Raw genomic sequence first — 26,997 nt, forward strand, 5'->3', positions numbered from 1 at the left:
ATGTAGCAGAGCTTGGCCGGCTGGCCGTCGCCTTTCTTGTACAGTCGCGCTTCGGGATCGGTCGTGCTCTGATGCGTGTCGTTGCTGCGCTTCTCGTTGTGGAAGCTGGCTCGGCGTTGCGGCCCGGCCCGTCGCTGTCCTGGTCGTCGCCATCCTTGCGGCGGAAGCTCTTGATCGACGCCCACGCCTCGATCAGCGTGCCATCGACCGAGAAGTGTTCGCTCGACAGCAAACGCTTCACATCCGGCCGAGCGAGCAGCGCGGTCAGGAATTTTGTCGCGATCTCGCCTTCGAGGAGCCGGTCCCGGTTCTTCGAGAAGGTCGAGTGGTCCCAAACCGCGTCGTCCACGCCCAGGCCGACGAACCAACGGAACAAGAGGTCGAAGTCAAGCCGTTCCATCAGTAGCCGCTCCGAGCGGATGCCGTAGAACGCCTGCAGCAGCATCGCACGCAGCAATCTCTCAGGCGCGATCGAGGGACGGCCGAAAGACGTGTAAAGCGCGTCGAAGTCCCTCGAAAGATCATTCAGCGCCGCATTGGCGAGCCGCCGGATCGTGCGCAGCGGATGGTCGGGCCGAACCCGAGCCTCCAGGTCCACATAGTTGAACAGCGCCCCAGACCGTTCGTCACTTCCACGCATCGTCTTCCCCTCGAAGCATCCGCATCGAAGGGAATCATGACGAGAGGCCTGCCGCCAGTGCCTTTTTCAACAGCCTGTTAGCGCGTTGTCGAAATGACCAGCATGCGGACCAAGCACCGGATCGCAGCCTCCCTGCTGCGGCTGTCAGATCAGGCCGGCGTCAAGACGTATCAGTGGATCAACATCGAGTCCCCCGTGACGCGCACAGAGCTTGCGTAGATGTCGGGGCTGACTTACTTTTTTGCGATCAGTCGCCCTGTTAGTTGCTGGCAGAAGCAAGAGATCCTGAAGAGTGTTCGTCGCCGGATGACCATCCTGAGTTCAGGGAACTTGCGGAGATCGCCGAGTTGCGCGTGAGATAGCTGCTGATCTGTTGGCTGAAACCTGCCGTTCCGGTGTGACAGGGAGGTGGCCCGTGGTGGCGGCGCCTGGAACCGCACTGCCAGGCGGCTCAGGTGTTGCCGGTATAGACGTTGTACAAACGAATCTCCGTCTCGCTGTCCATAGTGTCGTTCACCAACGGCAGCAGCGCCATCTCCTCCTTTTGAACGTGGACCACCATGCGCTGCACGAATTCGGCGCCAACCCGGCGAAACTCCTCCCAACTCGCTTTGTCGAAGCCGGCGCTTTCAGCGGTGCGCGAAAGTGCCGCGAGAGTCTCCCCGAGTGGGCGCATCACGGCATGCTCCTCGGTGAGATGATCTCCGATCAACTGATCGCCGACCGATTCGAGAAGGGTGAACAGGTGGGTTTCCTCGAAATCGAAGTGCCGTATTGTGTCGGAATCGATAGCGAGGACGAGATCGCGCAGCAATCGGGCGTCCTTTGGGTCACTGATATCAATAGGCTGCCGGCGTCCGAGCGATTGCTCGAGGCGCTCCATCAAGGTGATGGTCGCGCGATGCTCGTCGTGAAGCGTCTGGCTGATGCGGTTGGCAAACATGGAAACCTCCTACGGGTGGGCCCACGGCCGGGTTCGACCCGACGCGAGAGTTTTTAGGATGCTGGCGATGAACGTGACGAAGGCAAGCGCGCCGGCCAGGCCGAGCAGCGCGGCCAGCGCCGCCAGATTCGTACTGTCAAAGACAATCGCCGCGGCCAATCCGCTGATCGCGACGAGGTGACACGCGGCGTGAACCGTCAGTGGGGCGCTGGCGCCAAGTTCGGACAACAATGGCGGCCCGCCCGTCGAGCGGGTCACATGCATCGAGACAAGGAACTGGACGATCCGCTGCAGAATTCCGAGCAGAAAGGTCATGAGCCAGCCGCCGAGAGATATCAAACCGAACAGCGTCGGTCCGCCCGGTCCGGCCCAGCCCCGCAAGACCGCGAGGCCGAGCAGCGGCGTCAGGGCCAGCGATACCCAGGAGATTCGCACCAGCAAGAATGACAGGCCGAGCCGCTTGCGCATACCGGTGGTGAGAGTAACCTGCATCAGCCGCAGATGCAGCAGAGCGGCGACAACACCGAGCCCACAGGCGGCCGCGAGCCAGGTCGCCTCGCCGAGCAAAGCGCCAGCAACCCCCAGCGCCACCGTGGCCGCCGCGGCGGCGAAGCCAGCCCAGACCATGGGCTTTTCCGGCGTACGCGACAGGGCGAACATCGGGATCAGCACGTGGCTGAAGCCGAGCGCCAGCATCCCCATGAAGCCGAAAGCGCCGAGGATCATGTGGGCGAGGGCGATGTCGGTACGGTCGGCGAGGAAGCCGATTTCGGTGTCGAGTGATAAAGCGAGGCCCAGCGCGACCAGCAGGATCAGCGACACAAACGCCGCCCAACCATAGGCCCGGACCACCGGCATGCTGCCGGCCCGGCGCAGATTGTCGGCAAACAGGCCCGCGAACAGCAGAATTCCCATGGTGCATGCCAAGGCGCCGGCGATCATCAGGCCGACATCAGCCGCGTGCATGCCCCAGATCAGCGCGATCGTACCCGGCACCAGCAGCCAGAACGCCGCCTTGATCGGCCACACCGCCGCGAGCGGCCGCGCCGTCGCAACCGGAAGCAATTGCACCGCGGCGCCGATTGCCGTCATCGTCAGTACTCCGAGCGTCAGCAGATGCACGGCGGCGAGCGACGGTCCGACGCCGCCACGGAATTGCGTGAAGTCGGCCGCGGCCAACAGAACCGCCACCCAGAGCGCGACGTGGAGCACCGCGGCCACCGCGAAGAACCGGAACGGCACCGACGCCGGCAGTAGCCGGCTCTTGGCCGAGCCGAGAAACGTGCCGACCATCGTCATGAGCGAGTACGTTGCATCTCGAGCACCAGGCCGCCTTGCTGTGAACTATCACCCGATGTCGCGATCAACCTATAGCGCCAGCCTCGCTCGTCCAGTTCGGGATACAGCAGCAGCGGCTCCTGGCTCAGATGGGCCAACAGCACCTCGCCGGCCTCGCCGCCGTCGATCAACCTCAGCACCGTCACCAGAGGCTCCGGACAGGGAAGCCCCCGCACATCGACATGAAGCCCGTCTTCTGCCTGCCATAGGCGTGTACCATCGTGCGCTCCGGCGCCGTTTGTCATGCTGGCGATACTCCTTCGCTGCGGCGCTATCCAAGCGGGTGCCGGGCGATCACGGAAATGGTCGCTCTGACGACGAACCAACCCGGCTCGGCGGCGCACATAAGCCCGGAGTCTATCGCGTCGAACTGCCCCGATGATTGTTCTGCCACAAACAAGCGGCGGCATAGCCGACCCGACCCCATGTCCGCGCATTTGCGCTGAACTGATCGTCTCCAAGACCGAACTCAAGGGCCGCATAACTTACGCCAATCGCACCTTCTGCCGGATCGCGGGCTACAGCGAGGCCAAGTTGCTCGGCCAGCCGCACAGCATCATCCGGCATCCGGACATGCCGCGCGCGGTGTTTCGCCTGGTGTCCGAAACCCGTTCACGGGCGGAGGCTCACGCGGGCGCAGGAATCGCGACTGGTGGCCGGATCACCTCGACATCAGCATGCTGCATCGGAATTCGACGCTGTCGAATCCGATGGGACCGGCACTCGACTACGCCAAGGAATTCGAGAGTCTGGATCTCACCGCGGGGATCAAGGATCTGCACGCGCTGATGACGGACTCGCAGGAATGGTGGCCGGCCGACTTCGGTCACTACGGCGGGCTGATGATCCGCATGGCCTGGCATTCGGCGCGCCGCCGGAGCTGGCGCGGCGTCTGGCGCAGCGCTGGCGGATCGGGTCGGCGCCTGCGTGGTGGCGCTTGAGCCGTTGATCGAAGCGATCCGTCTCCACGTGATGAGCGCCGATCGCATCCACGCCGACGACATCACGGTGCCGATGTTGGCGAAGATGAAGACCGTCACCGGCCGAATCTGGACCTATGTCCGTGATGACCGGCCATTTGGCGGCAGCGATCCGCCGGCGGCCCTCTTCTATTACTCGCGCAACCGCGCCGGGGAGCATCCGCAAGGCCATCTGGCCGGCTATGTCGGCCTGATGCAGGCCGATGCCTTCGATGGCTACAACCAGCTCTACAGGCCTCCGCGGAAGCCGGCGCCGATCCTGGAGGCGGCATGCTGGAGCCGCGCCCGCCGCAAGTTCTTCGACGACGCGAAGACAGGTGAGGCGCCGATTGCGGCCGAGGCCGTGCGGCGGATCGACGAGCTGTTCGCGATCGAGCGCACCATCAACGGCCAAGCTCCGGAGCAACGGCTTGCGGTGCGCCGGGAGAGGTCGGCGCCGCTCGTCACCAACCTGGAAATCTGGATGCGGCAGCAGCGCACCTTGCTGTCATCGAACAATGACACCACCAAAGCGATCAACTACCTGCTGAACAGCTGGCCCGCCTTCACTTCCTCGACGACGGTCGCGTCTGCCTGACCAACAACGCCGCCGAAAGAGCGTTGCGCGGTGTGGCGGTCGGACGACGAAACTGGACCTTCGCCGGCTCGGATGCTGGCGGTCACCGCGGCGCGGCCGTCTACACGGTGTTCGAAACCTGCAAGATGAACGACGTCGATCCGCAAGGCTGGCTCGCCGACGTTGCCGACCTGATGACGCTGCGAGAGGCATTGCAGGCGAGAGCCAGGCGCGCCGCGTCGACTTCGTAGAGGTCCGAGATGGCAACCTTCCGAACGAACCCATCGGTGACAGGGCTGACGGGGCCTGTCTTTTGACTCTGCGTCTGGAGCGGAGCTACTTGAACAACATTAGCACGAATTGAGTTCAGCCAAAATACTCGCGTCTGGCGCTTTTGATCGCTCTGCCTTCAAACGAATTTCAAGATTCTTATGACAGGCATCACCGGCTTTGATGCAGCGATGCGAGCCTCGCTAGCCAATTATCTTGACGCCAACAATCAATCCGATTCGTTACTAACTCGATACCCTTCCTCCGTCTCCTCCAGCCTGAAGAACGTTACTATTCATCTTGGACGAAGCTAAAACCGGTGAAAAATGGAGCGCTCACCTGGGGATTGTGGCTACACCAAAACGGCGACGAGATTTTCGAGTTTGAGGTGCTATTCGAAGGCGAGGGCGACGCAAGAAGGCGTCTTAGAATGCAGCGTTCTATGTGGAATGATCGCCTGCCATCGCCGCGAGGTCGCAGTCGCGCATCGCGGCGAGATTCTGGCGCAGCGAACAGGCGATAGAAATTGAACATCAGCGTTTCGTCCGCCCGTTTGCCCTAGTCGTAGCAGGCGCGGGGGGCCCGTTGCGTTGACGTGGCCGATATAGGTTTCCGGTAGTTGGCATCTCGGATCGCCATAGATCTCGCTGGTTGAGGGCTGCAGAATCCGGCTTGTGTTGGATTTTGGGGCGCGAGGAAGCAACCCAGTTTTGGCTCGATTATCAAGACGAGCTTACAGAGCGATGGAACGCATGGACAGCTAGCCCTTATTCAGAGCGTTTAAAATGACAAGTGTTGCTTGCTAGCGCGAACCGAGTGCGCGGCTTATCGGTGGGGCAAACATGCGAAGCCGACCGCTAGCGAAGAAAACCACTGGATCAAGCGGTAACGCGCCACGGTTGGACAGTAGCTTTTTCATGGGGGGCATGGCCAGGTTTCCTTCCTGTTTCCGATTCGGTTACTGTTGATCCGCCGGATCGGAGCCGTCATGCAGCAGGGATCTTTTGAAGCAGTGATCTTCTGTTGTGTTTGGCGGCAGCTGCGTCTGCGTAATCGCGGGTATGACGATGCAATTTCGTCACCAAGTCGGCTCGCAGGGGCTGTCTTTGATCGTTCCGGGGCCGCAGCGCTCGTGAGTCGGGCGATAGGCGCGACTCACGTGCGCGTCTGCGTGATCGGAACGGTGCCGCTTCACTGTAGCTTTTTATCGTGTATTGATGTCGCCCCATCAGGGTGGCGGTTGGTTCGCCGCGATCCGACCCGCGAGTATCGACATCTCTTAAGGAAGGCGTCTCTCGGCGCCCTCGCTGGCTGGCGCCGGCCCATCAGCGGGCTATGAGCGGCCTTTTCGATCCAGCTGCTATCCATCCCCGTAAGCGGACGCTGCAACCCTCTTTCGACGGCCGCTCTATTTTCGTTTGATCAATGCCGACAACCGACAGCCCTTCGCATTTCCATTTTGCCATCCGAGAGGCATTCGGCGAGGAGACGTCAGCGATCACAATAGCCGTCAGGTCTGGCCAGCATAGCCCAATGCTCGACGAGACGTGCTAGCTATCGCTATTTGAACTCAAAAACTGAGCGAATGCCTTCAGCGTCGTCTCCGAACAGTGGTGCTCCATACCCTCTGCGTCGGCTTCTGCAGCTTCGCTAGGAACGCCAACTGCTCGGAGAAGATCAACTACGAGCCGATGACGAGCGTGAGATCTCGCTGCCAGCGCCTGCCCCTGCTCAGTGAGAAAAACTCCGCGATAAGGGCGCGACGTCGCCAGTCCAGCTTTCTTCAATCGTGCGATGGTCTTGATGGCGGTTGCGTGCGAGACGCCGAGGCGACGTGCAATGTCGGTCGGTCGCGCTTCCCCCGTGCCGGACAGTAAATCGGCGATGAGCTCGACATAATCTTCAAGAATGGCGGTCGATTGTGCCGAACGTGTCTTTCCGAAGCGGCGCGCTTGCACAAGTTCAGCCGGAAGCTCCGCCAGCGGAGAGACCTTGCGCCGAGAGACCGGCGGAACAGCGGGGCCCATTGTTTCACTCCTGAATGCTCCGATCGGGAAAGCATGATTTCCTTTCTTCGTCAAAATGTAGCCTGAGCAACATTGTCTGGATTGCTTTCTGCGAGCAGTTCTCTATTATGTAGCCCAGGCTACAACATAAGGTATGAGGTGGAATTAGAGGGGCGATGTCAGCGAATGCGATGAGGTTGCGTTAGGTCACGCGACAGAAACCAACCAGGCTAGGAGCCCGGCTGGGAGTCAAACATAGCGTCAGCGACCTGATGCCCATCATTTTACCTGGCGATCGAATGCAGGACTGCGGCGGTGATAGGAACGGCCTCAGACTGAGATTCTGCGCCACTGCCAAATTGTCTGATGAGGTGAACCTAGATGAAGAACCAGACTTATGCGGTGAGGCGGCGGCAAATTCGGGGTTGGCCGTGGAGGCGTCTGCTTGTCACGGCTGCAACAGTCGCTGTTGCAGGAGCATCAACGGCCGCGGCAGACGAAGCGCCCTCCTGGTTTTCTGCTCCCGCGTCTTCGCGTTCGGGCTTCGCGATGCAGCACCCCCCGACGGTTCCCGGCACACATCACGCGGAGGGTGTCGATACAGAACACATCTTCGGTTTCTCGATGGGCTCCGATATCGGCCAAAAGGGTGAGATCGAGGTCGAGTTGGAAAACGTCGGCAGTTTCGGCAAGCGCGATGGCCGCTACGCCACCCTCTCGACGCTGACTCAGGTCAAGTACACGCTCACAGATCGGATCCGCATCGCACCGGGGCTGTCGTTCGGCGGACAGCAGATCGATGGCGTATTAGGCTACGACGACCGCCACCACTTGACGTTCAACGGTGCCGCGCTCGAGTTTCGTTACAAGCTGATCGACCGCAAGGCGGCGCCGTTCGGGCTGACGCTGCACGCGCAGCCGAATTGGTCCCGCGTCGACGAAGCGTCGGGCGGCCGGATCGAGCAATATGGTGGCGAGTTCGCGGCGCTGTTCGACCGAGAGCTGATCGCCGAGAGGTTGTTCGCCGCCTTCAACGTCTGGTACGGCACCGGCGCCACCCGTGACCTCGCAACAAACACCTGGGCCCACGACTCCGAGCTGCAGCTACACGGCGGGCTGTCGTATGCGTTCGCGCCCGGATTTCTCGCCGGCCTTAATGTTCGATATCTGCGCGCCTATGACGGCGGCGGGCTGGACCGTTTCCTCGGCGACGCCGTCTATGTCGGACCGACCTTCTCCTACAACGTTTCGCCGGCATTCGGCATCTCTGGCACCTGGCAGTTCCAGGTCGCGGGCGGCGCCCTGGGCGACCGGAGGCCGCTCAACCTCGATCATTTCGAGCGCCAACAGGCGATGCTCCGGCTCAATTGGCATTTTTAGCGACGGGCGCGCGACGAACACGCGAGCCACGGCGCGCGACTGCATCAGGATGGAAACAGATGAAGCTGAAACTAATTCGCAGCAGCTGGGTGCGCAGCATCGTCGCGGCAGCATTCGCGGGCGTGCTGCTCGCCGGCCCGTGCCAGGCGCAGGCCCGCAAGCCGTTCCGGGTGGTGACGACCTTCACGGTGATCCAGGACATCGCCCAGAACGTGGCCGGCGACAAGGCGATCGTGGAATCGATCACCAAGCCCGGCGCCGAGATCCACGACTACCAGCCGACCCCGCTCGACATCGTGCGGGCGCAGGCGGCCGATCTCGTGCTGTGGAACGGCTTCAATCTCGAACGCTGGTTCGAGCGGTTCTTCGAGAACGTGAAGGATGTTCCTAGCGTCGTAGTCACCGAAGGCATCGCGCCGATGGGTATCGCGCAGGGACCGTACAGCGGCAAGCCCAATCCGCACGCTTGGATGTCGCCGTCCAACGCGCTGATCTACGTCGAAAACATCCGAAAGGCACTGGTCAAATACGATCCCGCGAACGCGAACGCCTACAATCTAAATGCCGCCGGCTATGCGGCCAAGATCAAGGCGCTCGACGAGCCGCTGCGCCGTCGGCTTTGGGCAATTCCCGAAAGCCAGCGCTGGCTCGTGTCGAGCGAAGGTGCTTTCAGCTATCTGACGCGCGACTACAAGATGAAGGAGGCGTTTCTCTGGCCGATCAATGCCGACGAGCAGGGGACGCCGCAGCAGGTGCGCAAGGTTATCGATCTCGTGCGCAAGAACAGGATTCCGGTGGTATTCAGCGAGAGCACGATCTCGGACCGCGCCGCAAAACAGGTCGCGCGCGAGAGCGGCGCACGCTACGGCGGCGTACTCTACGTCGATTCGCTCAGCGCGGCCGGCGGTCCGGTGCCGACCTATCTGGACCTCCTCAAGGTGACCGTCGAAACCATCGCCAAGGGGTTCGGCACATGATCGGTTTCGGGCCGGGCCCGGCCGAGGCGCGCCGCGCTGGCGACCCGGCGCCCGGCATATTGGTGCGCCATCTCACTGTCACTTATCCGAACGGCTATAGGGCGGTGCGTGACGCCTCCTTCGCACTCGGTCCCGGCACGATCTGCGCGCTGGTCGGCGTCAACGGCAGTGGCAAGTCGACGATCTTCAAGGCGATCATGGGGTTCGTGCGGCCGTCGGCCGGCAGCGTGGAGCTGTGCGGGATGCCAGTCGCGCGGGCGTTGAAGCGCAACATCGTCGCCTACGTCCCGCAGAGCGAGGACATCGACTGGAATTTTCCGGTGCTGGTCGAGACCGTTGTGATGATGGGCCGCTACGGCCATATGAACTTCTTGCGGATTCCGTCGCAGGCCGACCGCCGCGCGGTCGACGAAGCCCTAGAGCGCGTCGGCATGACGGCCTACCGCGATCGCCAGATCGGCGAGCTCAGCGGCGGCCAGAAGAAGCGGGTGTTTCTCGCCCGCGCGCTGGCACAGGGCGGCCGGATCGTGCTGCTCGACGAGCCGTTCACCGGCGTCGACGTCAAGACCGAAACCGCGATCATCGATCTGCTGCGAGAGCTGCGCGATGCCGGCCAGCTTGTCCTGGTCTCGACCCACGATCTCGGCAGCGTTCCGCAGTTCTGCGACCAGGTCGTGCTCGTCAATCGCACCGTGCTGGCGGCCGGGCCGACCGCCCAGACCTTCACGCAGCGCAATCTGGAACTCGCCTTTGGCGGCGTGCTCCGCAACTTCCAGCTCGGCGGCGCCGACCTGCACAGCGACGACGACCAGCGTCGGCTGACGGTGATCACCGACGACGAACAGCCGCTGGTGTTCTACGACGCCCGGCACAACCAGCGGCAGGATCAGGAGAGCTGACATGGCCGAGGGCTCGCTGCTTGCCGAACTGCTGGTGCCGTTCGCCTACGGCTACATGTTGAAGGCGATGTGGGTGAGCGCCCTGGTCGGCGGCGTGTGCGCCTTCCTGTCGGCCTATCTGATGCTGAAGGGCTGGTCGCTGATGGGCGACGCCCTCGGGCACGCGATCGTTCCGGGCGTCGCCGCCGCCTATATCCTGGGGGCGCCGTTCGCGCTCGGGGCGTTCTTCGCCGGCATTCTGGCGGCGGCCGGCATGCAGTTCGTCAAATTGAAATCGCGGCTGCGCGAGGACGCGGCGATCGGGCTGGTGTTCACCACGTTGTTCGCCCTCGGGCTGCTGATGGCCTCGATCTGGCCGATGTCGGTGAGCGTTCAGACCATCGTGCTCGGCAACATCCTGGCGATCTCCGATGCCGATGTCGTGCAGGTGGCGATCATCTCCGCGGTGTCGCTGGCGATTCTGGCGCTGAAGTGGAAGGACCTGATGGTGACGTTCTTCGACGAGAGCCACGCCCGCAGCATCGGGCTCGATCCGCGGCGGCTCAAGATCGTGTTCTTCACCCTGCTCAGCGCCTGCACTGTCGCCGCGCTGCAGACGGTCGGCGCCTGCCTGGTGATCGCGCTGGTGGTGACGCCGGGCGCTACCGCCTATCTGCTCACCGACCGGTTCGGCCGGTTGATCCTGATCAGCGTCGCGCTCGGCGCCGTCACCAGCTTCGTCGGCGCCTATGTCAGCTATTTTCTCGACGGCGCCACCGGCGGAGTGATCGTCACGCTGCAGACCCTGCTGTTTCTGGCGGCGTTCTACCTGGCGCCGAAGCACGGCGTGATCGCGGCGCGCCGGCGGCGGCACGCGGCGGCGGAGGCGACGCCGTGAACGAGGTCGTCGACTGGATCACCGGACCGCTGGCCTATCCGTTCATGCAGCGGGCGCTGGTCGCGTCCGTGATGGTGGCGGCGGTTTGCGCGGTGTTGTCCTGCTATCTGGTGCTGAAGGGCTGGTCGCTGATGGGCGACGCCGTCTCTCACGCGGTGCTGCCGGGCATCGTGGTCGCCTATGTGCTGAACCTGCCGCTAGCGGCCGGGGCGTTCGTGGCCGGCCTGTCCTGCGCGGTGGTCACCGGCTATCTGAAGGAGAACAGCCGGGTGAAGGAGGACACGGTGATGGGCATCGTGTTCTCCGGCATGTTCGGCTTCGGTCTGGTCCTGTTCACCAGGATCGAGACCGACCAGCATCTCAACCACATCCTGTTCGGCAATGTGCTCGGCGTCACGCCGCGCGACCTGATCGAGATCGCGATCGTCGCCGGCGGTGCCTTGCTGGCGGTGCTGCTCAAACGCCGCGACCTGTTGCTGTACTGCTTCGACCCTCACCACGCCCGATCGATCGGCCTGCCGGTGAGGGCGCTGCACTACGGACTGCTGGTGCTGCTGGCGTTGACGATCGTCGCCTCGCTGAAGGCGGTCGGCATCATCCTGGTGGTCGCGATGCTAATCGCGCCCGGCGCCACCGCCTATCTGCTCACCGACAGCTTCGAGCGGATGCTGCTCGTCGCCGTCGCGGTCGCGACCAGCTCGGCCGCGATCGGCACGCTCGCCAGCTTCCACATCGACGGCGCCACGGGGGCGTGCATCGTGCTGACGCAGGCGCTGGTGTTCTGCGCGGCGTTCCTGTTCGCTCCGAAGCGGGGCCTCCTGCGTACCGACCCAACTACCTTCCGGTGACCCCATTTGCTACCGATTGTTCGACGAATTGCTGCGGCGACCGGCCGCCAATATATACGGCTGACGGAAGCCCGTGCAGCTCGCAATTCGTCATCTTAACTTGAATTTTCTGGATCAATAAAGACCAATTAGCCGTTTAATCGGCCTCGCCTCTTTCCGTTTCGCCGCTCAATTGACACGGCAATGCGATCCGCCGTCTCTTAAAGCTATCCGGCCTCCAAAGCCGCGCGGGAGGTGGCTGCTCTTCGCGCCTTGAACTATCACATCTCGGCTCTGCCGCGTGCCAACTCTTCTGCAAGGTGATGCCGGGCCGTCAGGGCCTAGTTCACGCGTCGGCATCGTGCGTTCAGTCGAATGCTCGATGATGGAGGTAGCCAGACTCATTCGCTAGTATTGGACATCCAGGAAAGTGCTACCCGATCTCAGCTGATCCTACGATCATTGAACGTTCCTGTTGTTTTGTGACTGTATTCGCGACTGACGGAAGATTGGACGCCGCCAAAGAGAATGTCGTTCTGCTAGGAAATGGAATGCCGGCGGGGTACCCGGTATAAAGGTGCTGCGATTCGTGGCTAGTCGGCCAACTCAAGCGCTGGGAGAAGGAATCCTGAATCAATTCGCGATCTCCGCGTGCATCTAGATCTTCCGCATGTCACCGCCCGCGTCCAAGGGTTCGACCTCTCGGCAGTCATGGCGGGTATTCGTCTCACATGCGGGCATTGCAGAAAGAGTTGAGGTTTCTCTCTCCTAAGTGGTCGTTCTATCTATCGATGCTTGGTGACAGCGATTTCTGCCATCTCGCTTGTGACCTGAGCCCCTTCTTTCATCCAGCGATGGGAAGAGCCCTTGTTGCATTTGCAGTGAGACCGAACTTTGGACCACCCAGAATTAGAGTTTTGCGCCTCTGATCACTGTGGCGGGCTGGTTGCGCCATCGCGATTTTGCAGCAGGATCGGCGGTTTGTTGCCGATCGCGCCATGGGGCCGCTCTTCGTTGTAGTACTTGCGCCAATTCTCCACTTTTTCCTGGGCGTCGGCAAGGCTCAGGAACCAATGGGCGTTGAGGCATTCCTCCCGGAAGCGTCCATTGAACGCCTCGATGAAGGCGTTGTCGGTCGGCTTACCCGGGCGGGAGAAGTCCAGCGTAACGCCGCGCTGATAGGCCCAGACGTCGAGATCTCGCGAGACGAACTCGGTGCCTTGGTCGACGCGGATCGTTGCCGGGAATCCCACTTCATTGCAGACCCTTTCCAGTATCTCCACGACATCGGTGCCGCGGAAGGTGAACCGAGGCTCCAGCGCGGGCGAAAAGCGGGAGAAGATGTCCACGACCGTGAGCACCCGCAGCTTGCGTCCCGTCGCCAACTGATCGTGGACGAAGTCCATCGCCCAGGTCTCGTTCGATCGCGTCGCCGGCCTGCGATCATCCCGAAGCTTGGCCTTGACTCGACGCTTCGGCGTCTTGTGGCGCAATTGCAGGCCCAACTCGCGATAAACCCGCCGCGTCTTGTTCTGCCCGTGGCGCCATCCTTCGCGACGAAGCACGACGTGAATGCGGCGATATCCGTAGCGAACGCGGACATGGCAGATCTCCCTGATCCGTTGTTCGAGGGCGGCCTGGTCGGAGCGACGCGATCTGTAGTGGTAGGTCGATCTGTCGAATTCAAGAGCCTCGCAGGCCCTGCGGATCGACACCTGCCACTCGCCACAGACCTCATCGACGAGCTTGCGCTTCCGACCAGGCTTCACAGCTTTCGGCGGATAACGTCCTGCAACATCTCCTTGTCGAGCGACAAATCCGCGACCAGCTTCCTCAGCTTGCCGTTCTCGTCCTCGAGCTGCTTCAGCCGCCGCATCTCGGTCGGCAGCAGTCCGTCATATTTCTTCTTCCAATTGAAATAGGTCGCCTGGCTGATCCCGGCTTTGCGGCAGATTTCGGCGACCGGTACGCCGTCATTGCCCTGCTTCAGAATGAACGCCTTCTGGGCGTCCGAAAACTTCGAGGCTTTCATCGCCTTCCGCTCCTCCCAGCCGAGGGAATTCGGCAGCGCAAGACTCTAACCAAAAATGGTCCAGTTTCCCCGCCTCAGATCACTTGGCGCAAAGCATAGCCCGGTCAGCCCTATCGTGAAGAGACAGGTAGCACGGGGGGCGCATTGTCAGGCGTTGCCGTTTCATCACGACCGTCGGCCCAAACGCCGGCTTGGCCGGTTCTACCTCTCAACCACAAACGACCGACGCCACGTCAGCAGCAACGATCGCGATATCCCGTGCCGCCGCGCCGCCGACGAAATCGACCGCGGCGCCTGCATTTTCTCCAGCACGATCTTCAGCTTCTCTTGTCCGTCCATTGCCGGCGTCGGCCGATCGTCGACGACCTCGAGCCGCACTGGCGATTCCAAGCACGTCCTGCCGGCGCTGTTCGGCAGTCTTTGAGTAGGTCTGTCGCCGCTCGCGATCAAACCCGGGGGTGTGCTGGATAGCCTGCATATTTCGCAAAGCGATGCCGATCTTATCGTTGCCCCGCACGAAAACACTGGTCTGGAACTGTCCCTGCGCGACGTTCGCCATCGCGACGTTGAGCCTGTCAACCGGACGCTCGAAGAGTGGCGTTCAACCTGAAAAATGCACCAGACGCGGCGCCTAGCAATGTCGATGCGACCGAAGTCGAAAGAATCGCACAATAGTTCCGTTGGCTCACGTCTACTGATTCTTGGCCGTTCGGATCTGATGTTCGATCAGCTATCGAAATAATCTTGGTCACTCACGTGGCGTCGCCGCTTTGCTGATCACGAGCTTTCCCAACTCCTCGAATTTGCTGTCGGCTTCGAATGCCACGCCTGGTCGGACAGCCTCCATGACATGCACCTCGCGCCTTGCTTCGAACGCGTCAGCTCAAAGCTTCTCGTCCTTGTCCATAGATACCGCCGGATAGTCGGTGAATAGTCTGATTCAAATAGGGGGGACGCTCGCAAGAAGCACAGCAAAATCCTCCATACTTCTCCGACCGAAGCTTCCCAAGCTCGCGGCCGGACGGATCTACAATTTTCTAGTTTGCTCAGGTGTGGAAAGTCTGCAGGTTCTTCACCTGGGAGAGGATGCTGCGCCGATAAGAACCAGTCCGTCAACCTTTTGACTATGGGATCATTAAGAGCGCCTACGACATGAGTTGTATCCGGTGTCGGCACCCGCTTTCTGCGAAGACAACCTCATGTTTTCCACCAACACTCGTCAGCATTCTGTCGATGAGTGTCGATCCGAAGCCGAGCGCTTGTGGAGGATAAACTGCGGGCCCGCCGGTCTCTATCCAGCGAATGTCAATGCAGTGCTCGCCTTGGGTCCATTCGATTCTTACTGCGCCTGAGCCGTTCGAAAGCGAACCGTATTTTACAGCATTTGTTGTCATTTCATGCAGCGCAAGTCCTAGTGCGCGTGCAAGCCGTGTGGACAGTGACACTTGTGGGCCGCTGATTTGAACCTGCTCTGGATGGGCATTTCGAACCACCTTATCAATCAGGTCGTGCAGATCTCCAATTAATGGACCATTCTGTTCTAGGAGGTCCTCGGTTAACTTGGCGATCTTGATGCGTTCGACTGTTTTTTCTGCATCGCCGCTGTCTCGGACAGTCTTGCGGATCAGCGAGATAACAACGGCGAGCTGATTTCTGCTTCTGTGTAATGTTTCGCGGGCCATGAGGTCTCGTTCAGTTCGCATGTCTTCGTAGGTGAACACTAATCCGCGATGCAAGATTGCAAGCGAAACGACTGCGACACTTGATATCGCGAAGACTCCAAAATCTGCGGCCATCACCGGGTACAGCGGAGCAAACGCAAATTGCGGAGAGATGAATACGTACCAACCCACGAGAATGGATAGGGCTATTGAGAGAAGGCCCGGCAACCATCCTCCGATAAGCGCTGATATCATTACGCATGGAAAGAATGTTGCAAATGGAAGCGTTGCACCGAAAAATCCCAGCAAGATCCGGACGCCCGTCGCGATCAGCACTAATGCCACCACCAGACCTATGCTTGGAAGTGCCCCCATCGGCTTCCGCCGATAAATCCGTCGCCATAGTCGGAGCGAAGACTCACAATCCACCATCGCCTCCCAGCAAGACAAAGGATCGAAGATTGCACACGAGAGAGTCGCCATCAAGGTCGCATTTGAACACGTCGAGCTCGCTTCCGACCGGGCTACTTGCGGCCCTATTGCCAAACGTGTCCGGCGTGATCTGGCCAATCCACCCTATAGCACATCGGTGCCTACGGTTACCCTGTCCAGCTGCGGCCGTTGACTTTTCCGGCGGTTGGGCTTTGCTTTGCTTGTTAGCCCCCAGCGCTCCTTTAGGGAACGGGAGTGGTTCTTTGATACCCTCGTGCGCTACGCGGAGAGGCATACGGGACGCGGAACGGCGCAAGCGTCGACGTTGATTGCTTCAACCGCCTCCATTACCTAGTCGCACAATGGTATACTGCGGACGTTCCGTCGATGGCCATTTTTAGCGAAGTGAAAAGGCAGAAATGGGTCTAATGATTCTGCCACGAAGGGGCTGCGGGGGCGGCAACATCGTCGGAGCGCACCGGTCTTGTTGACGTCAGGACCGAAAGGATCTTTGCCTGCGGGCCAGTGATGGACATTTCGGCGGCTTAACGTCCGCTGGCCGATCGCCTTTAGGGCGTTTGTGCTCTGTCGGCGGTGGATGGGCCGGCGGTCCTCGCCGACAAGAGCCCCCTCGAATCCTTGAGCGCTCGTGCTGCTGCGATAGTCGATGTAATAGGAGTGTTCCCATACGTCGCATGTCAGGAGGGGAGCATGACCATCGGTCAGCGGGGTTTCGGCATTCGCGGTTTTAGTGACGGAGCGGCTCTCGCCGTTGAACACAAGCCAAGCCCAACCGCTACCGAATTGCGCGATGCAGGTAGGGGCCCTCTGCGATCAGGTCGTTGAGTTTGTCAACATAAGCCTTGTGATGCTTACCGTGGTGGAATTCGAGAGTCTCCATCGACATAAACGGGGCAAGTGCATCTGTCGAATAAGGCAAGGGTGGGAGCTCAAACAAGGGATTTCTTCCTTTTTGTAGGAGCAGTGTGTTGCATTACGACGGTCGGGAGGTGCTGTGGCTGCTGCAATAATGGTCGGCAATCTGAGCTTTCTTGGCGACGTGAAACACCGTGAGTGCGGTTGTTTTCGCTCGATCGACATAGCTTTCGATTTGTGCGTTCGACACCCTCCGCCGTTTTAGATGCTGAACGAGCATTGCCAGGGCATGCTTCAGGTGTCGCGTGCAATCCAGCCGTAAGGCCAACGGTGTCTCTGCTGACGCCGCACTAGCGAGCAGCTTGTCATACGCTCTGACCAGGAAGCACTCGGCGTCCGCCAGACTATCGGATCGTTCAGCAATCTCCGCTAGATTGTGACACGAGATGTTGTAGATCACCGGCACGGGGACGGACATCCCGGACGTCCCGGAGGCCCATGCTCGGGCGAATAGCCACTCTGCTTCGTCGAGTGCCTCACGATAAAGTTCATGGGCGCGGTGTAGATCGTTTCTCACATAGGCAGCATTGGCGGCTTCGGTGATCCGCTGCCAATTGTCATCGTCCACGACGGCATACCTTTTTGCCGCTTCTGGGCGACGCGAGACGATCGAGGCGCCGCCGCGTTGGCCGAGATCCATGAAGTTCCCTCCGATCAGGTCGGTTCGAGCACCGCGTCGCCCTTCTGCCAGTTGCAGGGGCACAACTCATCCGTCTGAAGAGCGTCAAGGACTCGCAGGACTTCGTGCGGATTGCGGCCGACGGAGAGGTCGTTGACCGAAACGAAGCGAATCACATTGTCCGGATCCACAATGAGGGTAGCGCGAAGGCAAACACCTTCCCGAGGGTGCAGCACGCCCAACGCGGTGCTGAATTCCCGCTTGAGGTCCGACAGCATCGGAAATGGCAATGTCTTCAAATCGGGATGCTGCTTACGCCAGGCAAGATGGACATACTCGCTGTCAGTCGAAACGCCGTAGACGACTGCGTCACGCTCGGCGAATTCGCTATTCAACGCGCCAAAGGCAGCAATCTCGGTTGGACAGACGAAGGTGAAGTCTTTCGGCCAGCAGAAAATGATCTTCCATTTCTCTGCGTTTGATCGATCGGTGATGCGTTGGAAAGCGTTCTTTGCGTCGACTGAGACGACGGCCTGAAGGTCGAACGGAGGGAGTGTGCTTCCGATGGTCAACATGCCTAGATCGAGTCCTTTGCGTGGTTGTTGTGGAGGGCGGAAGAAAGCGTTGGTTCGGCGGCAGCGCCTGGACGAAAGACGTCGAGGGTCGTCGCGGCGGCATGAATGACAGCCGCAATTCTGATGGCAGATTGAATGGCTTGCACGCCGGCCCCATGCTCCCGTGCACCGGTGGCGTGCGCCTTGATGCAGTCTTCACATCCCCTGACGGCGGAGGCGGCAAGACCGAACAATTCAAAGTCAGCTTGCGCGACACGGTGTGTGACGAGACCGTTCATACGAAGCCCAGCCGGCAATCGCGACAGCTCATCGTCGCGCGCCATATGGATTGCGCGGGTAGTAGATGTTGGTCATTGACATAATCGACGCTGCGGTACCCGCAGCTTCTATCGTGCTCGAATCCAGCACCTCAGCGGCAACAGATTCAATGGCCGGCATCAGAGATCCGTTGCGCGAAGCGATGGCGGCCGCAACTGCCACTCCCCATATCTGCTTGTCAGTGAGTACCGGCGCGCCGCCGGGACTTAAAATCGATCCGACGTTCAACCGCACATCGCGGGCAAAGTCGGGCAATTTCTGGCGGAGGGCAGCGATGCCTGTCACGTCGATATGCCTCCATTGCCAACGCGGTTTCTCACCGTCTTTAGTTTTGCTGAACCAGGGCGGACCGATTTAGCCAGGTCGATACGCCTCAAGCGAACGACAACATCGACCCGGGTGATGACATGGCCTTCCGGAGGTTCGGGCAGGCGGTCGAACCTCAATGATCCAGGCGGAATGTCGAAGATGCGTTTCTCCTCATCAACGAAGAAGTGGTGGTGATCGCCGGTCTCGGTGTCGAAATACGTAAGGTCTCTGCTGACCGAAACGCGATGCAAAAGTCCGGCTTCTGTGAACCTGTTCAGTGAATTGTAGACCGTGGCGAGCGAGATGCTCGTTCCGGCCTCGTGCGCCTCTTGGGTAAGGCTGCTCGCGGTGACATGGCGACGCGCTCCGGAGAACAGCAGGCACGCGAGGGCCAGACGCTGTCGCGTCGGAGGCAGGCCAACCCGCGCGAGTAGGTCACGCGCTGCGGAATAAGGAAGAGGTATGTTTGGGCCACCGAAAGGGATCGGAAGGTCAGCCTCAGCCTCTATCGGTCTGCAAAGTTGATCCATGAGACATCCTGATAGTTCGGTTCGGGAATCTTATTGAGATTAAGTCGCAATTGCAATAGGAGATTGTGGGAGAGATGCGGTCCCGCGCCTTTCTATAAAGAACGGTGGGTGCGGTCTGCCGCTAAGCGAAATAGTCATCGTTCCGGCCAATCCGGGCCTTTGATGGATATGATTTACCAAGCAGGCGTAAGATCGGCCGCCGCGACGCCGGCATTGCCGGCTCGCGAAGGGACCCTTCTCGCAACTTCAAGAACAAGCGCGCCGCCATTCCCATACGACCACAGGACCTTGGTCAGCCGACCCTATCAGTCGCGGGAACGTGAAGGCTGGCCCGAGAACGATGGGGATGAAGATGATCCTGCGCGAGGGGCCGCCAGCCCGTCGAGCCTCTCCGGAGATCCCTGTGGCTGGTTGTCACCCAGACGCGGCAAGCCCGTTCGAAATCAGACATGGCCGATCAGTTCCGCGATACCGACTTAACAGCGCCGGACGGTTCCCGGGATCGACGCGAACGCGATGACCACGTGCCAGCTCGACCTCTATTCCGCCGGGACCGGGGCTTCGCCGCAGATGCGTTCATCGGCGGCGCGGGCACAGCAAGCGGAACTAAGTTCGGCGAAGGCGTAGCAGGTCTGGCTCCTCTTCTTTGTCCCGAGCGGCGTCCCCGAACCACCAGGCTCGTCTAAAAACGATGCCCTCCCGCCGCCGCGGACACAGAAGTCCTTATATCACTGCCTCTGCTAGCATCGCGCGATTGTTGTTCGTACCGGTGCGCGCTCGCCACGACCACGTTAGGTAGCCTTTCGGTCCAGACTTAGTGTCGAATACAACCTCAACCACGGCCAACTCGATCCAGTTTGAGCTAGTACGCCGCATGAGGCGGCCGTCACCGAGTACTCACCATCATCTCTTCTCTAAGGGTTCGCAATTAGCCGGAGCAGTGTCCCGTCCAGGTCTATCAAGGCAGCCATTATCCCGCCGCACTCTTGGGCTTTCGGAGCATGGAGGCGCGGGTTGCCGTTGGCTGATTCCGGGATACCAGCGGCTTTGCACTGGGCGTAGAACTCGGCGAGATGATCCAGCCGGAGGCAGCAGCTGAACCAACTTGTCAATGGATCGAGCTCCGGGTAGGCAAAGAACTCCAACACAAGACCTTCGCGCTCGAGTATCATCCAACCCGTGTCCCGAAACCCCGCTCGGAACCCCAATCGCTCGTAGAACGCAATCGTGGCGTCGAAGTCCCTGGACGGCAGGTTGGGTGTCGCATGATCCGTCATCAAAGATCCCCTAAGCGTCTCTGTCAGTAGAATTCGTCGAGCAGCCGATAGAAAGCCACACGGTCTGGATCGAGCCGACCAACCCCGTAGCTGTCTAGGAAGGGTCCGACCCATTCGTTGCCCAGCTCTTCCGCAATGTCGCGAGTGGCGAGTGCCAGATCCTGGTAGCAGTCAGCCAGTCCCAGACGGCCGCAATCGATTAAGCCGGAGAAGCGGCCATTCTCGACCATGATGTTCGGCACGCACGCATCGCCATGCGTGACGACCAGATCCTCATGAGCTGGCCAACGGCCTTGGAGTCGAGCGAACAGCACAGCCGGCTCAAGCGCCTGGTGCTCCTGATCAAGGTCATCCTGATCGACAAGCCCCCCTCCATCCGCGCGCGTGCCCGCTCGATACGATGTTCCGCTCTATGGTCGAATGGGCAGGTGACGGGATCAAGCCCATGCAGCTGCCGGAAGACATCGGCCATGATTGTGACCTTATCGGCCGAATCGAGCCGGGACGACAGCAGGTCCTCTCCGGGCACGGCACTCAACAGCAGCCAGTCACGTCCCCCTTCATGGGCGGCATCGAGCACTCGGGGGCAGGGGAGGCCAGTCGTCCCAAGCCATCGCAGACGCGCCGCCTCGTCCTGCAACTCACTCAATGGGCCAGCCAGTTCGGTCTTGATGAACAGAGTTGGTTTTCCCGGCGCCGCGAGGCGGAATACGGCTGCTTCCGAGCAGCCGCTGGTCTGTTGCGCCCACTCGTAGGCAGCCAGCTCTTCCCTCCACGAGGTTGGCGATTGAACGCTCATGCCTTCTTCATCAAACATTTCAAACCTTTGTTTCTGATCCGCTGGACCGGCCAGCCGAATCCTTGGCTAGCTAGTGTATTCAGCCGTCTGCACTTCCGTAGCGAATTAAACGGACATGGGAGCGGTCGGCCTCGAGCTTCTGCCGCAACTGGACCTTATAGATTGCTGATTCCTGCTCAAGCCGCCCATCAAAACGGAATGATGTCGCCCACCATTACGAGATGATGCCGCCCACGGGAACGGGATGATCCCGCCCGGGTCTGGAACGGCGACGAGCTCCCCCCGCTGGCCTGTTTAAGGTCGCTGCTTTGGCAATCCCAAGGAGCGATCGATGCCAGCGGAGAGAGTTGCGATGCGCCAGGCGCGCGAGATCATTCGTTTGAAGTTTTCCGCCGGGGTCTCGACCCGCGAGATCGGGCGACGTCTCGGGCTCGCGCCTTCGACGGTTCGAGAGACCTTGAATCGCCTGGCAAGCGCCGGCCTTGTTTGGCCATTGCCGGAAGGAATGGGCGACACCGAGCTGGAGGCGGCGCTTTACGCCAACCGCAGGAGCAAACGGGGTCATCGCCGCCACCCCGAGCCGGATTGGCCCGCGGTGCAACGGGATTTGAAGCGCAAGCACGTCACGCTGCTGATTGTCTGGGATGAATACATCGCCGCGAACCCTGGCGGTTACAGCTATTCGCGGTTTTGCGAGCTTTATCGCGGCTTTGAATCGAAGCTGTCGCCGACGATGCGGCAGACCCATGCCGCCGGCGAACGGCTGTTCGTGGACTATGCGGGTGATGGTGTGCCGGTCGTGGTCGATCGACTGACCGGCGAAATCCGGAACGCGCAAATCTTCGTCGCGGTGCTGGGCGCGTCGAGCTTCACGTTCGCGCATGCGGGCTGGACCCAAGCGCTTCCGGACTGGATCGATGCCCATGTCCGTGCGCTGGAGGCGATCGGCGGTGTTCCGCATTTGCTGGTGCCGGACAATACCAAAACCGCAGTCATCAAGGCCTGTCTCTACGATCCGCAGGTCAACCGCACTTACGCCGAGATGGCGGTGCACTACGACACTGCTATCCTTCCGGCGCGGCCGAGGCGACCACGGGACAAAGCCAAAGTTGAGCAGGCAGTTCTTATCGTCGAGAGATGGCTTCTCGGGCGGCTGCGGCATCGGATCTTCTACAGTTTGGCGGATGTCAACGCGGCGATCGCCGAGTTGGTGACGCAGCTCAACGAAGTCTGCCCGATCCGCCGGCTCGGCGTGACGCGCCGACAATTGCTCGAGCAGATTGATCGCCCGGCACTGAAGCTGTTGCCGACAGAGCCTTACGAGTTCTCGGAATGGCGCGGCTGTCGCGTCGGCATCGATTATCACATCGAAGTCGCCGCCCATTACTACAGCGTACCGCATCGCTTCGCCCGCGCCGAAGTTGACGCGCGTCTGACCGCGCGGACGGTCGAGATCTTCCTCAAGGGAGAACGGATCGCCGCACACCTGCGTGGGGCCGGCAATCACAAGCACACCACCATCACCGAGCACATGCCCTCCAGCCACCGGCGATACGCCGGTTGGACGATCGAGCGCATCCGCGCCGACGCCCGTCTGATCGGTCCGGCGACCGCGGCGCTGTGTGAACTGATCCTGGAACAGCGTCCGCATCCGGAACAGGGCTTTCGTGCCTGTCTGGGCGTCGTTCGGCTGGCCCGTCCTTATGGCGCCGAGCGCCTCGAAGCCGCCGCCGAACGCGCCATCGACATCGGCGCGCGCACTTACGGCTCGGTCAAATCCATCCTCGACAACCACCTCGACCGGCGATCCGCGCAAAAGCGCGCCACGGACGGAACGCCGATCCTGCACCCCAACATCCGTGGTCCGCGCTACTACAATTAGGAGAACCGATCTTGCTCAAACATCCAACCCTCGATCAGCTGTACGCGCTTGGCCTGCATGGCATGGCCAAGGCCTTCGTTGAAATCGCAGCCTCCGGTGAAGCCGACAGCCTCGGCCACCACGAATGGCTGGGACTACTACTTGATCGCGAGGTCTCCTTACGCCAGGACAAACGCCTCGCCGGACGGCTGCGCGTCGCCAAATTACGCCAGCAGGCCTGCGTCGAGGATGTCGACTATCGCAGTCCTCGCGGCCTCGATCGCGTCCTGTTCCAGAAGCTCGTCGAGGGCGAATGGATCGGCGCCCACGACAATCTGGCGCTGATTGGTCCAACCGGCGTCGGCAAAAGTTGGCTGGCCTCGGCGCTCGGCCACAAGGCCTGCCGGGACAACCGGTCAGTCTTCTACCAGCGCGTGCCTCGGCTGTTCGAGGAGCTTGCGCTGGCGCGCGGCGATGGCCGCCATCCCAGGCTGCTGCGCAACCTCGGCCGTGCCGACCTGTTGATCCTCGATGATTGGGGCCTGGAGCCGCTTGACGCCGCCGCCCGGCACGATCTCCTGGAAATCCTCGAAGAACGCTACGGCCGCCGCTCCACCATGATCACGTCCCAGCTTCCCGTCGATCGCTGGCACGAAATCATCGGCGATCCCACTTACGCCGACGCCATCCTCGACCGTCTCGTCCACAACGCCCACCGCATCGAACTCGACGGCGAAAGCATGCGGCGCACCCGAGCAAAACAATCGAGAAAAGATTGACCGACCACCATCGCCGGTGACACAAATCCATCGGCCAGCGAGGCTCGCACCCCGGGCGGCATCATCCCGTTACGGTGGGCGACATCATCCAGGAATCCCGGGCGGTATCATCCCGTTTTACCCGGACGGCTTCATCGGAATCGGCATTATAGATGCGAGGATTGTGCCCGCGTTGCTAGCATTCAGCGTCGTCGACCAGCGCGAGTATGCCTACGAACGACCAGGGAAGGCCGCAAAGGCGGCAGCCATAGGGGAGGGGTGGTCGTCAAGATGCAATCAACCATGTTGCAGCCACTCGCTTCTGTGATCGGTATGGGTTCTCGCCGCCGGCGGGTGCGATCGCAATCTCTATCTCTGCAGGGCGATGCTCAGGAATTGCCTTGTTCTGGGCCTGACAGGTGCTAGAGAACCACAGCGTTGGTGACACGTTTTGGAGCGGTCCGTTTGCCACGGCTGAGGCGTAGCGAGGCTAATCGAGCAAGCGGCGAGCCTCGCTGTTGATCGTCAGGTCGATCGCAGTACCCTGGTCGTCCCCGTCGCCGATGAACCAAGCCGCCGAAAGGCCCGTCCAAACAATAATCCAGGAAAGAAGCCGCGCGGGCTCCATCCCCGTCGCGACGATCACAACCTTCGGCCGGGCCTCGAGCTGACCCGGCAGGATCGCAAGCGGTCGGCTGGGATCACTGAGGTCAGAATTCGTAAAGATATTAGCGTAGTCGAAAGTTCGTTCACCCAGCAGCCCATGAGGGTCGATCACCGCTGACCTGAGCCCCGCCAATTCCTCCAAGAATGGGTAGAGTCCATCACCTCGGAAGGGATGGACCCAGGAAGCCAAGTCGGTTCACGGAAGAGCATATCATCGGGATTCTTCGGGAGCAGGAGGCGGGAGCGGCGACGGCCGACGTCTGCCGCAAGCACGGGATCTCGAGCGCGACGTTTTACAAACGGAAGGCGAAGTACGGCGGCCTTGAGGTCTCCGACGCCCGGCGATTGAACGCGCCGGACATCGCGCAGGCTGAGCAGTTCCTCGCCCACCCAGGAATGGTAGATCACCGCATCCCATGACAGACCGCCGCGCCCGCCGAAACAACGCGAAAAATCTTGTTGTTCCGGTTAGAAACTCGATCCGATATGCGCAGTCGCATTTCTCGTCGCCGTTCCGCCTTTCGTTACACTGATGCCCCCAAAAAACCCATAGCTACGCTGCAGCATCCGCGCGGAAGCGCATGCCACATCGATCCGGCGGCGAACGCCGCCGCCGGGATTATCGGATAGCGATGCTTCGGCACCGCCGTTGCGTTACTTGGCGGCCTGCCAGGCCGGCGCGATCGATATCTTCGGCGCCGCGACCAGCAACAGTTCGACTGGCCCATTGCCGGTGCGCGCGAAATGCTTCGGATCATTTTCGCGGAAGATGATGACCCCGCCGGGCGCGACGGTTTTCAACGCGGCGTCATCGAATTTGTCGCCAAGCCCGACCTTGAAATCTCCCGACAACACCGTGACGATGGCAACTTTGCCTACCGGATGCGGATGCGGCGGAATATCCGCATTGGCGGGAAGCGAGACGCGCGCCGAGACGGTATCGCCGCCCTGGAGGAATGGACGCGACGTGACCTTTTGCGGCGAGGTCGTCGCCGGCAATGCATTGATAGCCGCTGCATCCAGCGTGAACAGACTTTGCGCTTGCGCGCCCGTTGCCATCATTAGCTGCGTTGCTGCACCCAGCGAAGCGACTGTCATTCTGATCATGTCCGTACCTTCCTTGTTGGATGATGTTTCGCGAACGCGATTGTCCGCGGTTCGACGCGTCATCGGACTCGACAGTGCGCGTCGTCAGTCAATTTTGATTCATTCTTAAAGATATATCAAGTATGCATCTTTAATAGCATCGTTTATTGCGACAAGCCATCACGTCGACAGCGACAGCTCGTCGCACATTTGTGGCACGTATCGTCGTCAACTATCAGCGGCGTATGCGGCGTTGTCGCGGTGGCGCAAAGCCAAGATGTCGCTTGCCTGGATAAGCTATAATCTTGAGAGCCGCCGCCATGGTGATTGATGTGACAGGGTATCAACGCGCTCGATCGGAAACGAATAGCCCTTTCTATGAGCGTGCCATCTTGCTGAGATGGATTGAGCGGCTGACGAGAACGATCTCGCGAGCAGAGCGATGATCGGCGGGTTGAACATTCTGCCGCCATGAGAGCGGATGCTGAGGCAATCGATCTCGCGACAGTTCAGAGATCTTGAGAGCGGATTGACAATGAGGGATCGTCTCCTTCATGGCCCGCCGCGGTGACAGGCGCTCAAGGCATCGCGGCTTAGCTTCGGCAGCAACAGCGGTACCCGGCGACGGCGGGAATGTATTCAGACGGACCTGGATGAGCGCCGCGCTCTCTCGCCGCGCGAAGTTCGTTCTCGATAGCGCTCATCGGAGTCGTCGCTAGATGTGAGCTTTCAATAGTTTGGTCATTCGGCCCTGACCGAGCAAGCTGAAGTTGCTGACGCTCCACGCTTTCCCGGAGGAGGACCGGATGAACATTCACAAGAATGTCCGCCTGACGCCGTTTGGTCGAGAGCGGATCCTGCGGCAGACCGAGAGCTGGCAGATGCCGGAGGCGGCCGCGCGCGCCGCAGGCGCCTGCCCACGTGCCGCGCGCAAATGGTTCGATCGCTACCGACCCGAAGGGGGCGAACGCTGACTCTGGACCTTCCGTTGCGACCCGCCATGGCCAGTTAGATGCTATCGGCGATGCGCCGCGCACGCTCGATGAAGTGTTGTGCCGCGGTTGACGGACAAAATTCGTTAGCGATGTTTTCGAATAAGGCGATCCAGCGATCGAAATAAGTAGCGTCGAAAGATCGACAATGCATTTGCATCGACTCGCCATGGTATTGGCCGGACATCAACGCAACCGAAGACCAGAATGCGCAGAGTTTGACGATATGATATTCTCAGTCGGCCATTCGCTCGGCGAAGACACGTCCAAGCAGCGGATCTGCCTGAACCTGCCGATAGATCCTTCGCACGAGACGTTCGATCATCGCTTCATCGATACCCGCCCTTTGCATGATCTCCCGCGTGATGCGTGCCCGCCGCGCTGGACCACCTTCATGTGCCGCCGCTACTGTGGGCTCACGACCGGAAGCTCCCTCCACCGGCGGCAGCCGAT

Annotated in this window: 24 protein-coding genes and 8 pseudogenes; 13 read left to right on the forward strand and 19 right to left on the reverse strand. The window is 60.7% G+C overall.

The annotated features are described in order from the left end of the window. Positions 1–640: pseudogene (locus BMY71_RS23565) on the reverse strand (transposase); the annotation flags it as partial. A gap of 93 nt (positions 641–733) precedes the next feature. On the opposite strand from BMY71_RS23565, the gene BMY71_RS25480 reads away from it, so the two are divergent. Continuing rightward, on the forward strand, positions 734–859 hold the full coding sequence (locus BMY71_RS25480) for a hypothetical protein (RefSeq protein WP_283804824.1): 126 nt from the start codon (positions 734–736) through the stop codon (positions 857–859). 232 nt (positions 860–1,091) lie between these two features. Here the strand turns inward: BMY71_RS25480 and BMY71_RS23570 are convergent, their stop codons facing one another. Genes BMY71_RS23570 through BMY71_RS23580 form a run of 3 tightly spaced genes read right to left on the reverse strand, consistent with a single transcriptional unit; the run spans position 1,092 to position 3,166 of the window. Then, a complete protein-coding gene (locus BMY71_RS23570) occupies positions 1,092–1,583 on the reverse strand; it encodes a hemerythrin domain-containing protein (protein WP_092686317.1) in 492 nt (163 codons plus the stop codon). A gap of 9 nt (positions 1,584–1,592) precedes the next feature. Further along, positions 1,593–2,882, reverse strand: coding sequence for a hypothetical protein (locus BMY71_RS23575; protein WP_244526151.1), 1,290 nt, complete (start codon positions 2,880–2,882; stop codon positions 1,593–1,595). Then, entirely contained in the window at positions 2,879–3,166 is a 288-nt protein-coding gene (locus BMY71_RS23580) for a DUF2249 domain-containing protein (protein ID WP_092686319.1), read from the reverse strand. The genes BMY71_RS23575 and BMY71_RS23580 overlap by 4 nt, the downstream gene beginning before the upstream one ends. Positions 3,167–3,329: 163 nt before the next feature. Between BMY71_RS23580 and BMY71_RS23585 the strand changes: the two are divergent. From BMY71_RS23585 to tnpC, 3 pseudogenes are all read left to right on the forward strand, one after another. Continuing rightward, positions 3,330–3,530: pseudogene (locus tag BMY71_RS23585) on the forward strand (PAS domain S-box protein); the annotation flags it as partial. Further along, positions 3,530–3,838: pseudogene (locus BMY71_RS23590) on the forward strand (catalase/peroxidase HPI); the annotation flags it as partial. The pseudogenes BMY71_RS23585 and BMY71_RS23590, both read left to right, overlap by 1 nt. Then, positions 3,819–4,708 (forward strand): annotated as a pseudogene (gene tnpC, locus BMY71_RS23595) (IS66 family transposase); the annotation flags it as partial. The pseudogenes BMY71_RS23590 and tnpC, both read left to right, overlap by 20 nt. A 580-nt stretch (positions 4,709–5,288) precedes the next feature. Here tnpC and BMY71_RS25355 read toward each other — a convergent pair. Both BMY71_RS25355 and mntR read right to left on the reverse strand, forming a co-directional pair. Then, positions 5,289–5,400: pseudogene (locus tag BMY71_RS25355) on the reverse strand (SDR family NAD-dependent epimerase/dehydratase); the annotation flags it as partial. 877 nt (positions 5,401–6,277) lie between these two features. Then, the gene (mntR, locus tag BMY71_RS23600) at positions 6,278–6,754 is read right to left on the reverse strand and encodes a manganese-binding transcriptional regulator MntR (RefSeq protein WP_092686320.1); all 477 of its coding nucleotides are present in this window, start codon (positions 6,752–6,754) and stop codon (positions 6,278–6,280) included. A 360-nt stretch (positions 6,755–7,114) separates the two neighbouring features. Here mntR and BMY71_RS23605 point away from each other — a divergent pair, with 360 nt between their 5' ends. Genes BMY71_RS23605 through BMY71_RS23625 form a run of 5 tightly spaced genes read left to right on the forward strand, consistent with a single transcriptional unit; the run spans position 7,115 to position 11,714 of the window. After that, positions 7,115–8,113, forward strand: a complete 999-nt coding sequence (locus BMY71_RS23605; RefSeq protein ID WP_244526152.1) for a DUF6662 family protein — start codon at positions 7,115–7,117, stop codon at positions 8,111–8,113. Positions 8,114–8,172: 59 nt separating this feature from the next. After that, on the forward strand, positions 8,173–9,090 hold the full coding sequence (locus tag BMY71_RS23610) for a metal ABC transporter substrate-binding protein (RefSeq protein ID WP_139202725.1): 918 nt from the start codon (positions 8,173–8,175) through the stop codon (positions 9,088–9,090). Next, entirely contained in the window at positions 9,087–9,989 is a 903-nt protein-coding gene (locus BMY71_RS23615; RefSeq protein WP_092686321.1) for a manganese/iron ABC transporter ATP-binding protein, read from the forward strand. The genes BMY71_RS23610 and BMY71_RS23615 overlap by 4 nt, the downstream gene beginning before the upstream one ends. A gap of 1 nt (position 9,990) precedes the next feature. Beyond that, entirely contained in the window at positions 9,991–10,866 is an 876-nt protein-coding gene (locus tag BMY71_RS23620; protein ID WP_092686322.1) for a metal ABC transporter permease, read from the forward strand. Then, positions 10,863–11,714, forward strand: coding sequence for a metal ABC transporter permease (locus BMY71_RS23625; protein WP_175557769.1), 852 nt, complete (start codon positions 10,863–10,865; stop codon positions 11,712–11,714). Before BMY71_RS23620 ends, BMY71_RS23625 begins: the two co-directional genes overlap by 4 nt. Before the next feature lie 908 nt (positions 11,715–12,622). Here BMY71_RS23625 and BMY71_RS23630 read toward each other — a convergent pair. The 11 genes and pseudogenes from BMY71_RS23630 to BMY71_RS23675 all read right to left on the reverse strand — a co-directional run bounded on the left by BMY71_RS23630 (position 12,623) and on the right by BMY71_RS23675 (position 21,199). Next, a protein-coding gene (locus BMY71_RS23630) for an IS3 family transposase (protein ID WP_092686323.1) occupies positions 12,623–13,725 on the reverse strand; the annotation gives its coding sequence in 2 pieces (ribosomal slippage) (positions 12,623–13,464 and positions 13,464–13,725; 1,104 coding nt in all). A 201-nt stretch (positions 13,726–13,926) separates the two neighbouring features. Next, positions 13,927–14,064: a transposase gene (locus BMY71_RS23635; protein WP_092686345.1), complete on the reverse strand. Its 138-nt coding sequence runs from the start codon at positions 14,062–14,064 to the stop codon at positions 13,927–13,929. An 806-nt stretch (positions 14,065–14,870) separates the two neighbouring features. Then, positions 14,871–15,761 carry a DUF4118 domain-containing protein gene (locus BMY71_RS23640; RefSeq protein ID WP_175557770.1) on the reverse strand — a complete coding sequence of 297 codons (891 nt, stop codon included), beginning with the start codon at positions 15,759–15,761 and terminating at the stop codon, positions 14,871–14,873. A gap of 711 nt (positions 15,762–16,472) precedes the next feature. After that, positions 16,473–16,725, reverse strand: a pseudogene (locus tag BMY71_RS25360) (superoxide dismutase); the annotation flags it as partial. 87 nt (positions 16,726–16,812) lie between these two features. Continuing rightward, entirely contained in the window at positions 16,813–17,394 is a 582-nt protein-coding gene (locus tag BMY71_RS23650; RefSeq protein WP_092686325.1) for a DUF2753 family protein, read from the reverse strand. Positions 17,395–17,408: 14 nt separating this feature from the next. Next, on the reverse strand, positions 17,409–17,948 hold the full coding sequence (locus tag BMY71_RS23655; RefSeq protein WP_092686326.1) for a peroxiredoxin: 540 nt from the start codon (positions 17,946–17,948) through the stop codon (positions 17,409–17,411). 2 nt (positions 17,949–17,950) lie between these two features. Then, complete coding sequence (locus BMY71_RS23660) at positions 17,951–18,226, reverse strand: carboxymuconolactone decarboxylase family protein (RefSeq protein ID WP_175557771.1); 276 nt, start codon at positions 18,224–18,226, stop codon at positions 17,951–17,953. Between the two features lie 28 nt (positions 18,227–18,254). After that, a complete protein-coding gene (locus tag BMY71_RS24640) occupies positions 18,255–18,551 on the reverse strand; it encodes a hypothetical protein (RefSeq protein WP_139202726.1) in 297 nt (98 codons plus the stop codon). Next, positions 18,548–19,105 (reverse strand): iron response transcriptional regulator IrrA, encoded by a 558-nt coding sequence (gene irrA / locus BMY71_RS23665; RefSeq protein WP_092686328.1) that lies wholly within the window; start codon positions 19,103–19,105, stop codon positions 18,548–18,550. The genes BMY71_RS24640 and irrA overlap by 4 nt, the downstream gene beginning before the upstream one ends. Positions 19,106–20,019: 914 nt before the next feature. Further along, entirely contained in the window at positions 20,020–20,382 is a 363-nt protein-coding gene (ble, locus tag BMY71_RS23670; protein WP_092686329.1) for a BLMT family bleomycin binding protein, read from the reverse strand. Positions 20,383–20,405: 23 nt separating this feature from the next. After that, positions 20,406–21,199 (reverse strand): annotated as a pseudogene (locus BMY71_RS23675) (APH(3')-II family aminoglycoside O-phosphotransferase). A 334-nt stretch (positions 21,200–21,533) separates the two neighbouring features. Here BMY71_RS23675 and istA point away from each other — a divergent pair. Together istA and istB are read left to right on the forward strand one after the other, a co-directional pair. Next, positions 21,534–23,063 carry an IS21 family transposase gene (gene istA / locus BMY71_RS23680; protein WP_175557774.1) on the forward strand — a complete coding sequence of 510 codons (1,530 nt, stop codon included), beginning with the start codon at positions 21,534–21,536 and terminating at the stop codon, positions 23,061–23,063. A gap of 11 nt (positions 23,064–23,074) precedes the next feature. Then, positions 23,075–23,821 (forward strand): IS21-like element helper ATPase IstB, encoded by a 747-nt coding sequence (gene istB, locus BMY71_RS23685; protein ID WP_092686331.1) that lies wholly within the window; start codon positions 23,075–23,077, stop codon positions 23,819–23,821. 469 nt (positions 23,822–24,290) lie between these two features. On the opposite strand, the gene BMY71_RS23690 is transcribed toward istB, so the two are convergent. Then, positions 24,291–24,608, reverse strand: coding sequence for an aminoglycoside phosphotransferase family protein (locus BMY71_RS23690; RefSeq protein ID WP_244526153.1), 318 nt, complete (start codon positions 24,606–24,608; stop codon positions 24,291–24,293). Between the two features lie 2 nt (positions 24,609–24,610). Between BMY71_RS23690 and BMY71_RS23695 the strand changes: the two are divergent. Continuing rightward, positions 24,611–24,820: pseudogene (locus BMY71_RS23695) on the forward strand (transposase); the annotation flags it as partial. A gap of 300 nt (positions 24,821–25,120) precedes the next feature. Here BMY71_RS23695 and BMY71_RS23700 read toward each other — a convergent pair. Then, positions 25,121–25,636, reverse strand: coding sequence for a cupin domain-containing protein (locus BMY71_RS23700; protein WP_244526154.1), 516 nt, complete (start codon positions 25,634–25,636; stop codon positions 25,121–25,123). A 722-nt stretch (positions 25,637–26,358) separates the two neighbouring features. Here BMY71_RS23700 and BMY71_RS23705 point away from each other — a divergent pair. Next, positions 26,359–26,526 (forward strand): leucine zipper domain-containing protein, encoded by a 168-nt coding sequence (locus tag BMY71_RS23705; RefSeq protein ID WP_139202727.1) that lies wholly within the window; start codon positions 26,359–26,361, stop codon positions 26,524–26,526. Positions 26,527–26,997: the final 471 nt, after the last annotated feature.

Origin of the sequence: Rhodopseudomonas pseudopalustris (assembly GCF_900110435.1) — a bacterium.
GTDB lineage: Bacteria > Pseudomonadota > Alphaproteobacteria > Rhizobiales > Xanthobacteraceae > Rhodopseudomonas > Rhodopseudomonas pseudopalustris.

What these genes read in the sequence shown, in the direction of transcription:
- BMY71_RS23570 (WP_092686317.1), bottom strand. Translation starts at nt 1,583, where the DNA reads ATGTTTGCCAACCGCATCAGCCAGACGCTTCACGACGAGCATCGCGCG.
- BMY71_RS23640 (WP_175557770.1), bottom strand. Translation starts at nt 15,761, where the DNA reads ATGGGGGCACTTCCAAGCATAGGTCTGGTGGTGGCATTAGTGCTGATC.
- BMY71_RS23580 (WP_092686319.1), bottom strand. Translation starts at nt 3,166, where the DNA reads ATGACAAACGGCGCCGGAGCGCACGATGGTACACGCCTATGGCAGGCA.
- BMY71_RS25480 (WP_283804824.1), top strand. Translation starts at nt 734, where the DNA reads ATGACCAGCATGCGGACCAAGCACCGGATCGCAGCCTCCCTGCTGCGG.
- BMY71_RS23610 (WP_139202725.1), top strand. Translation starts at nt 8,173, where the DNA reads ATGAAGCTGAAACTAATTCGCAGCAGCTGGGTGCGCAGCATCGTCGCG.
- BMY71_RS23575 (WP_244526151.1), bottom strand. Translation starts at nt 2,882, where the DNA reads ATGACGATGGTCGGCACGTTTCTCGGCTCGGCCAAGAGCCGGCTACTG.
- ble (WP_092686329.1), bottom strand. Translation starts at nt 20,382, where the DNA reads ATGACGGATCATGCGACACCCAACCTGCCGTCCAGGGACTTCGACGCC.
- BMY71_RS23705 (WP_139202727.1), top strand. Translation starts at nt 26,359, where the DNA reads ATGAACATTCACAAGAATGTCCGCCTGACGCCGTTTGGTCGAGAGCGG.
- BMY71_RS23605 (WP_244526152.1), top strand. Translation starts at nt 7,115, where the DNA reads ATGAAGAACCAGACTTATGCGGTGAGGCGGCGGCAAATTCGGGGTTGG.
- mntR (WP_092686320.1), bottom strand. Translation starts at nt 6,754, where the DNA reads ATGGGCCCCGCTGTTCCGCCGGTCTCTCGGCGCAAGGTCTCTCCGCTG.
- BMY71_RS23620 (WP_092686322.1), top strand. Translation starts at nt 9,991, where the DNA reads ATGGCCGAGGGCTCGCTGCTTGCCGAACTGCTGGTGCCGTTCGCCTAC.
- BMY71_RS23615 (WP_092686321.1), top strand. Translation starts at nt 9,087, where the DNA reads ATGATCGGTTTCGGGCCGGGCCCGGCCGAGGCGCGCCGCGCTGGCGAC.
- BMY71_RS23655 (WP_092686326.1), bottom strand. Translation starts at nt 17,948, where the DNA reads ATGTTGACCATCGGAAGCACACTCCCTCCGTTCGACCTTCAGGCCGTC.
- BMY71_RS23660 (WP_175557771.1), bottom strand. Translation starts at nt 18,226, where the DNA reads ATGAACGGTCTCGTCACACACCGTGTCGCGCAAGCTGACTTTGAATTG.
- BMY71_RS23700 (WP_244526154.1), bottom strand. Translation starts at nt 25,636, where the DNA reads ATGACGCGTCGAACCGCGGACAATCGCGTTCGCGAAACATCATCCAAC.
- istA (WP_175557774.1), top strand. Translation starts at nt 21,534, where the DNA reads ATGCGCCAGGCGCGCGAGATCATTCGTTTGAAGTTTTCCGCCGGGGTC.
- irrA (WP_092686328.1), bottom strand. Translation starts at nt 19,105, where the DNA reads ATGGATCAACTTTGCAGACCGATAGAGGCTGAGGCTGACCTTCCGATC.
- BMY71_RS23650 (WP_092686325.1), bottom strand. Translation starts at nt 17,394, where the DNA reads ATGGATCTCGGCCAACGCGGCGGCGCCTCGATCGTCTCGCGTCGCCCA.
- BMY71_RS23635 (WP_092686345.1), bottom strand. Translation starts at nt 14,064, where the DNA reads ATGGACGGACAAGAGAAGCTGAAGATCGTGCTGGAGAAAATGCAGGCG.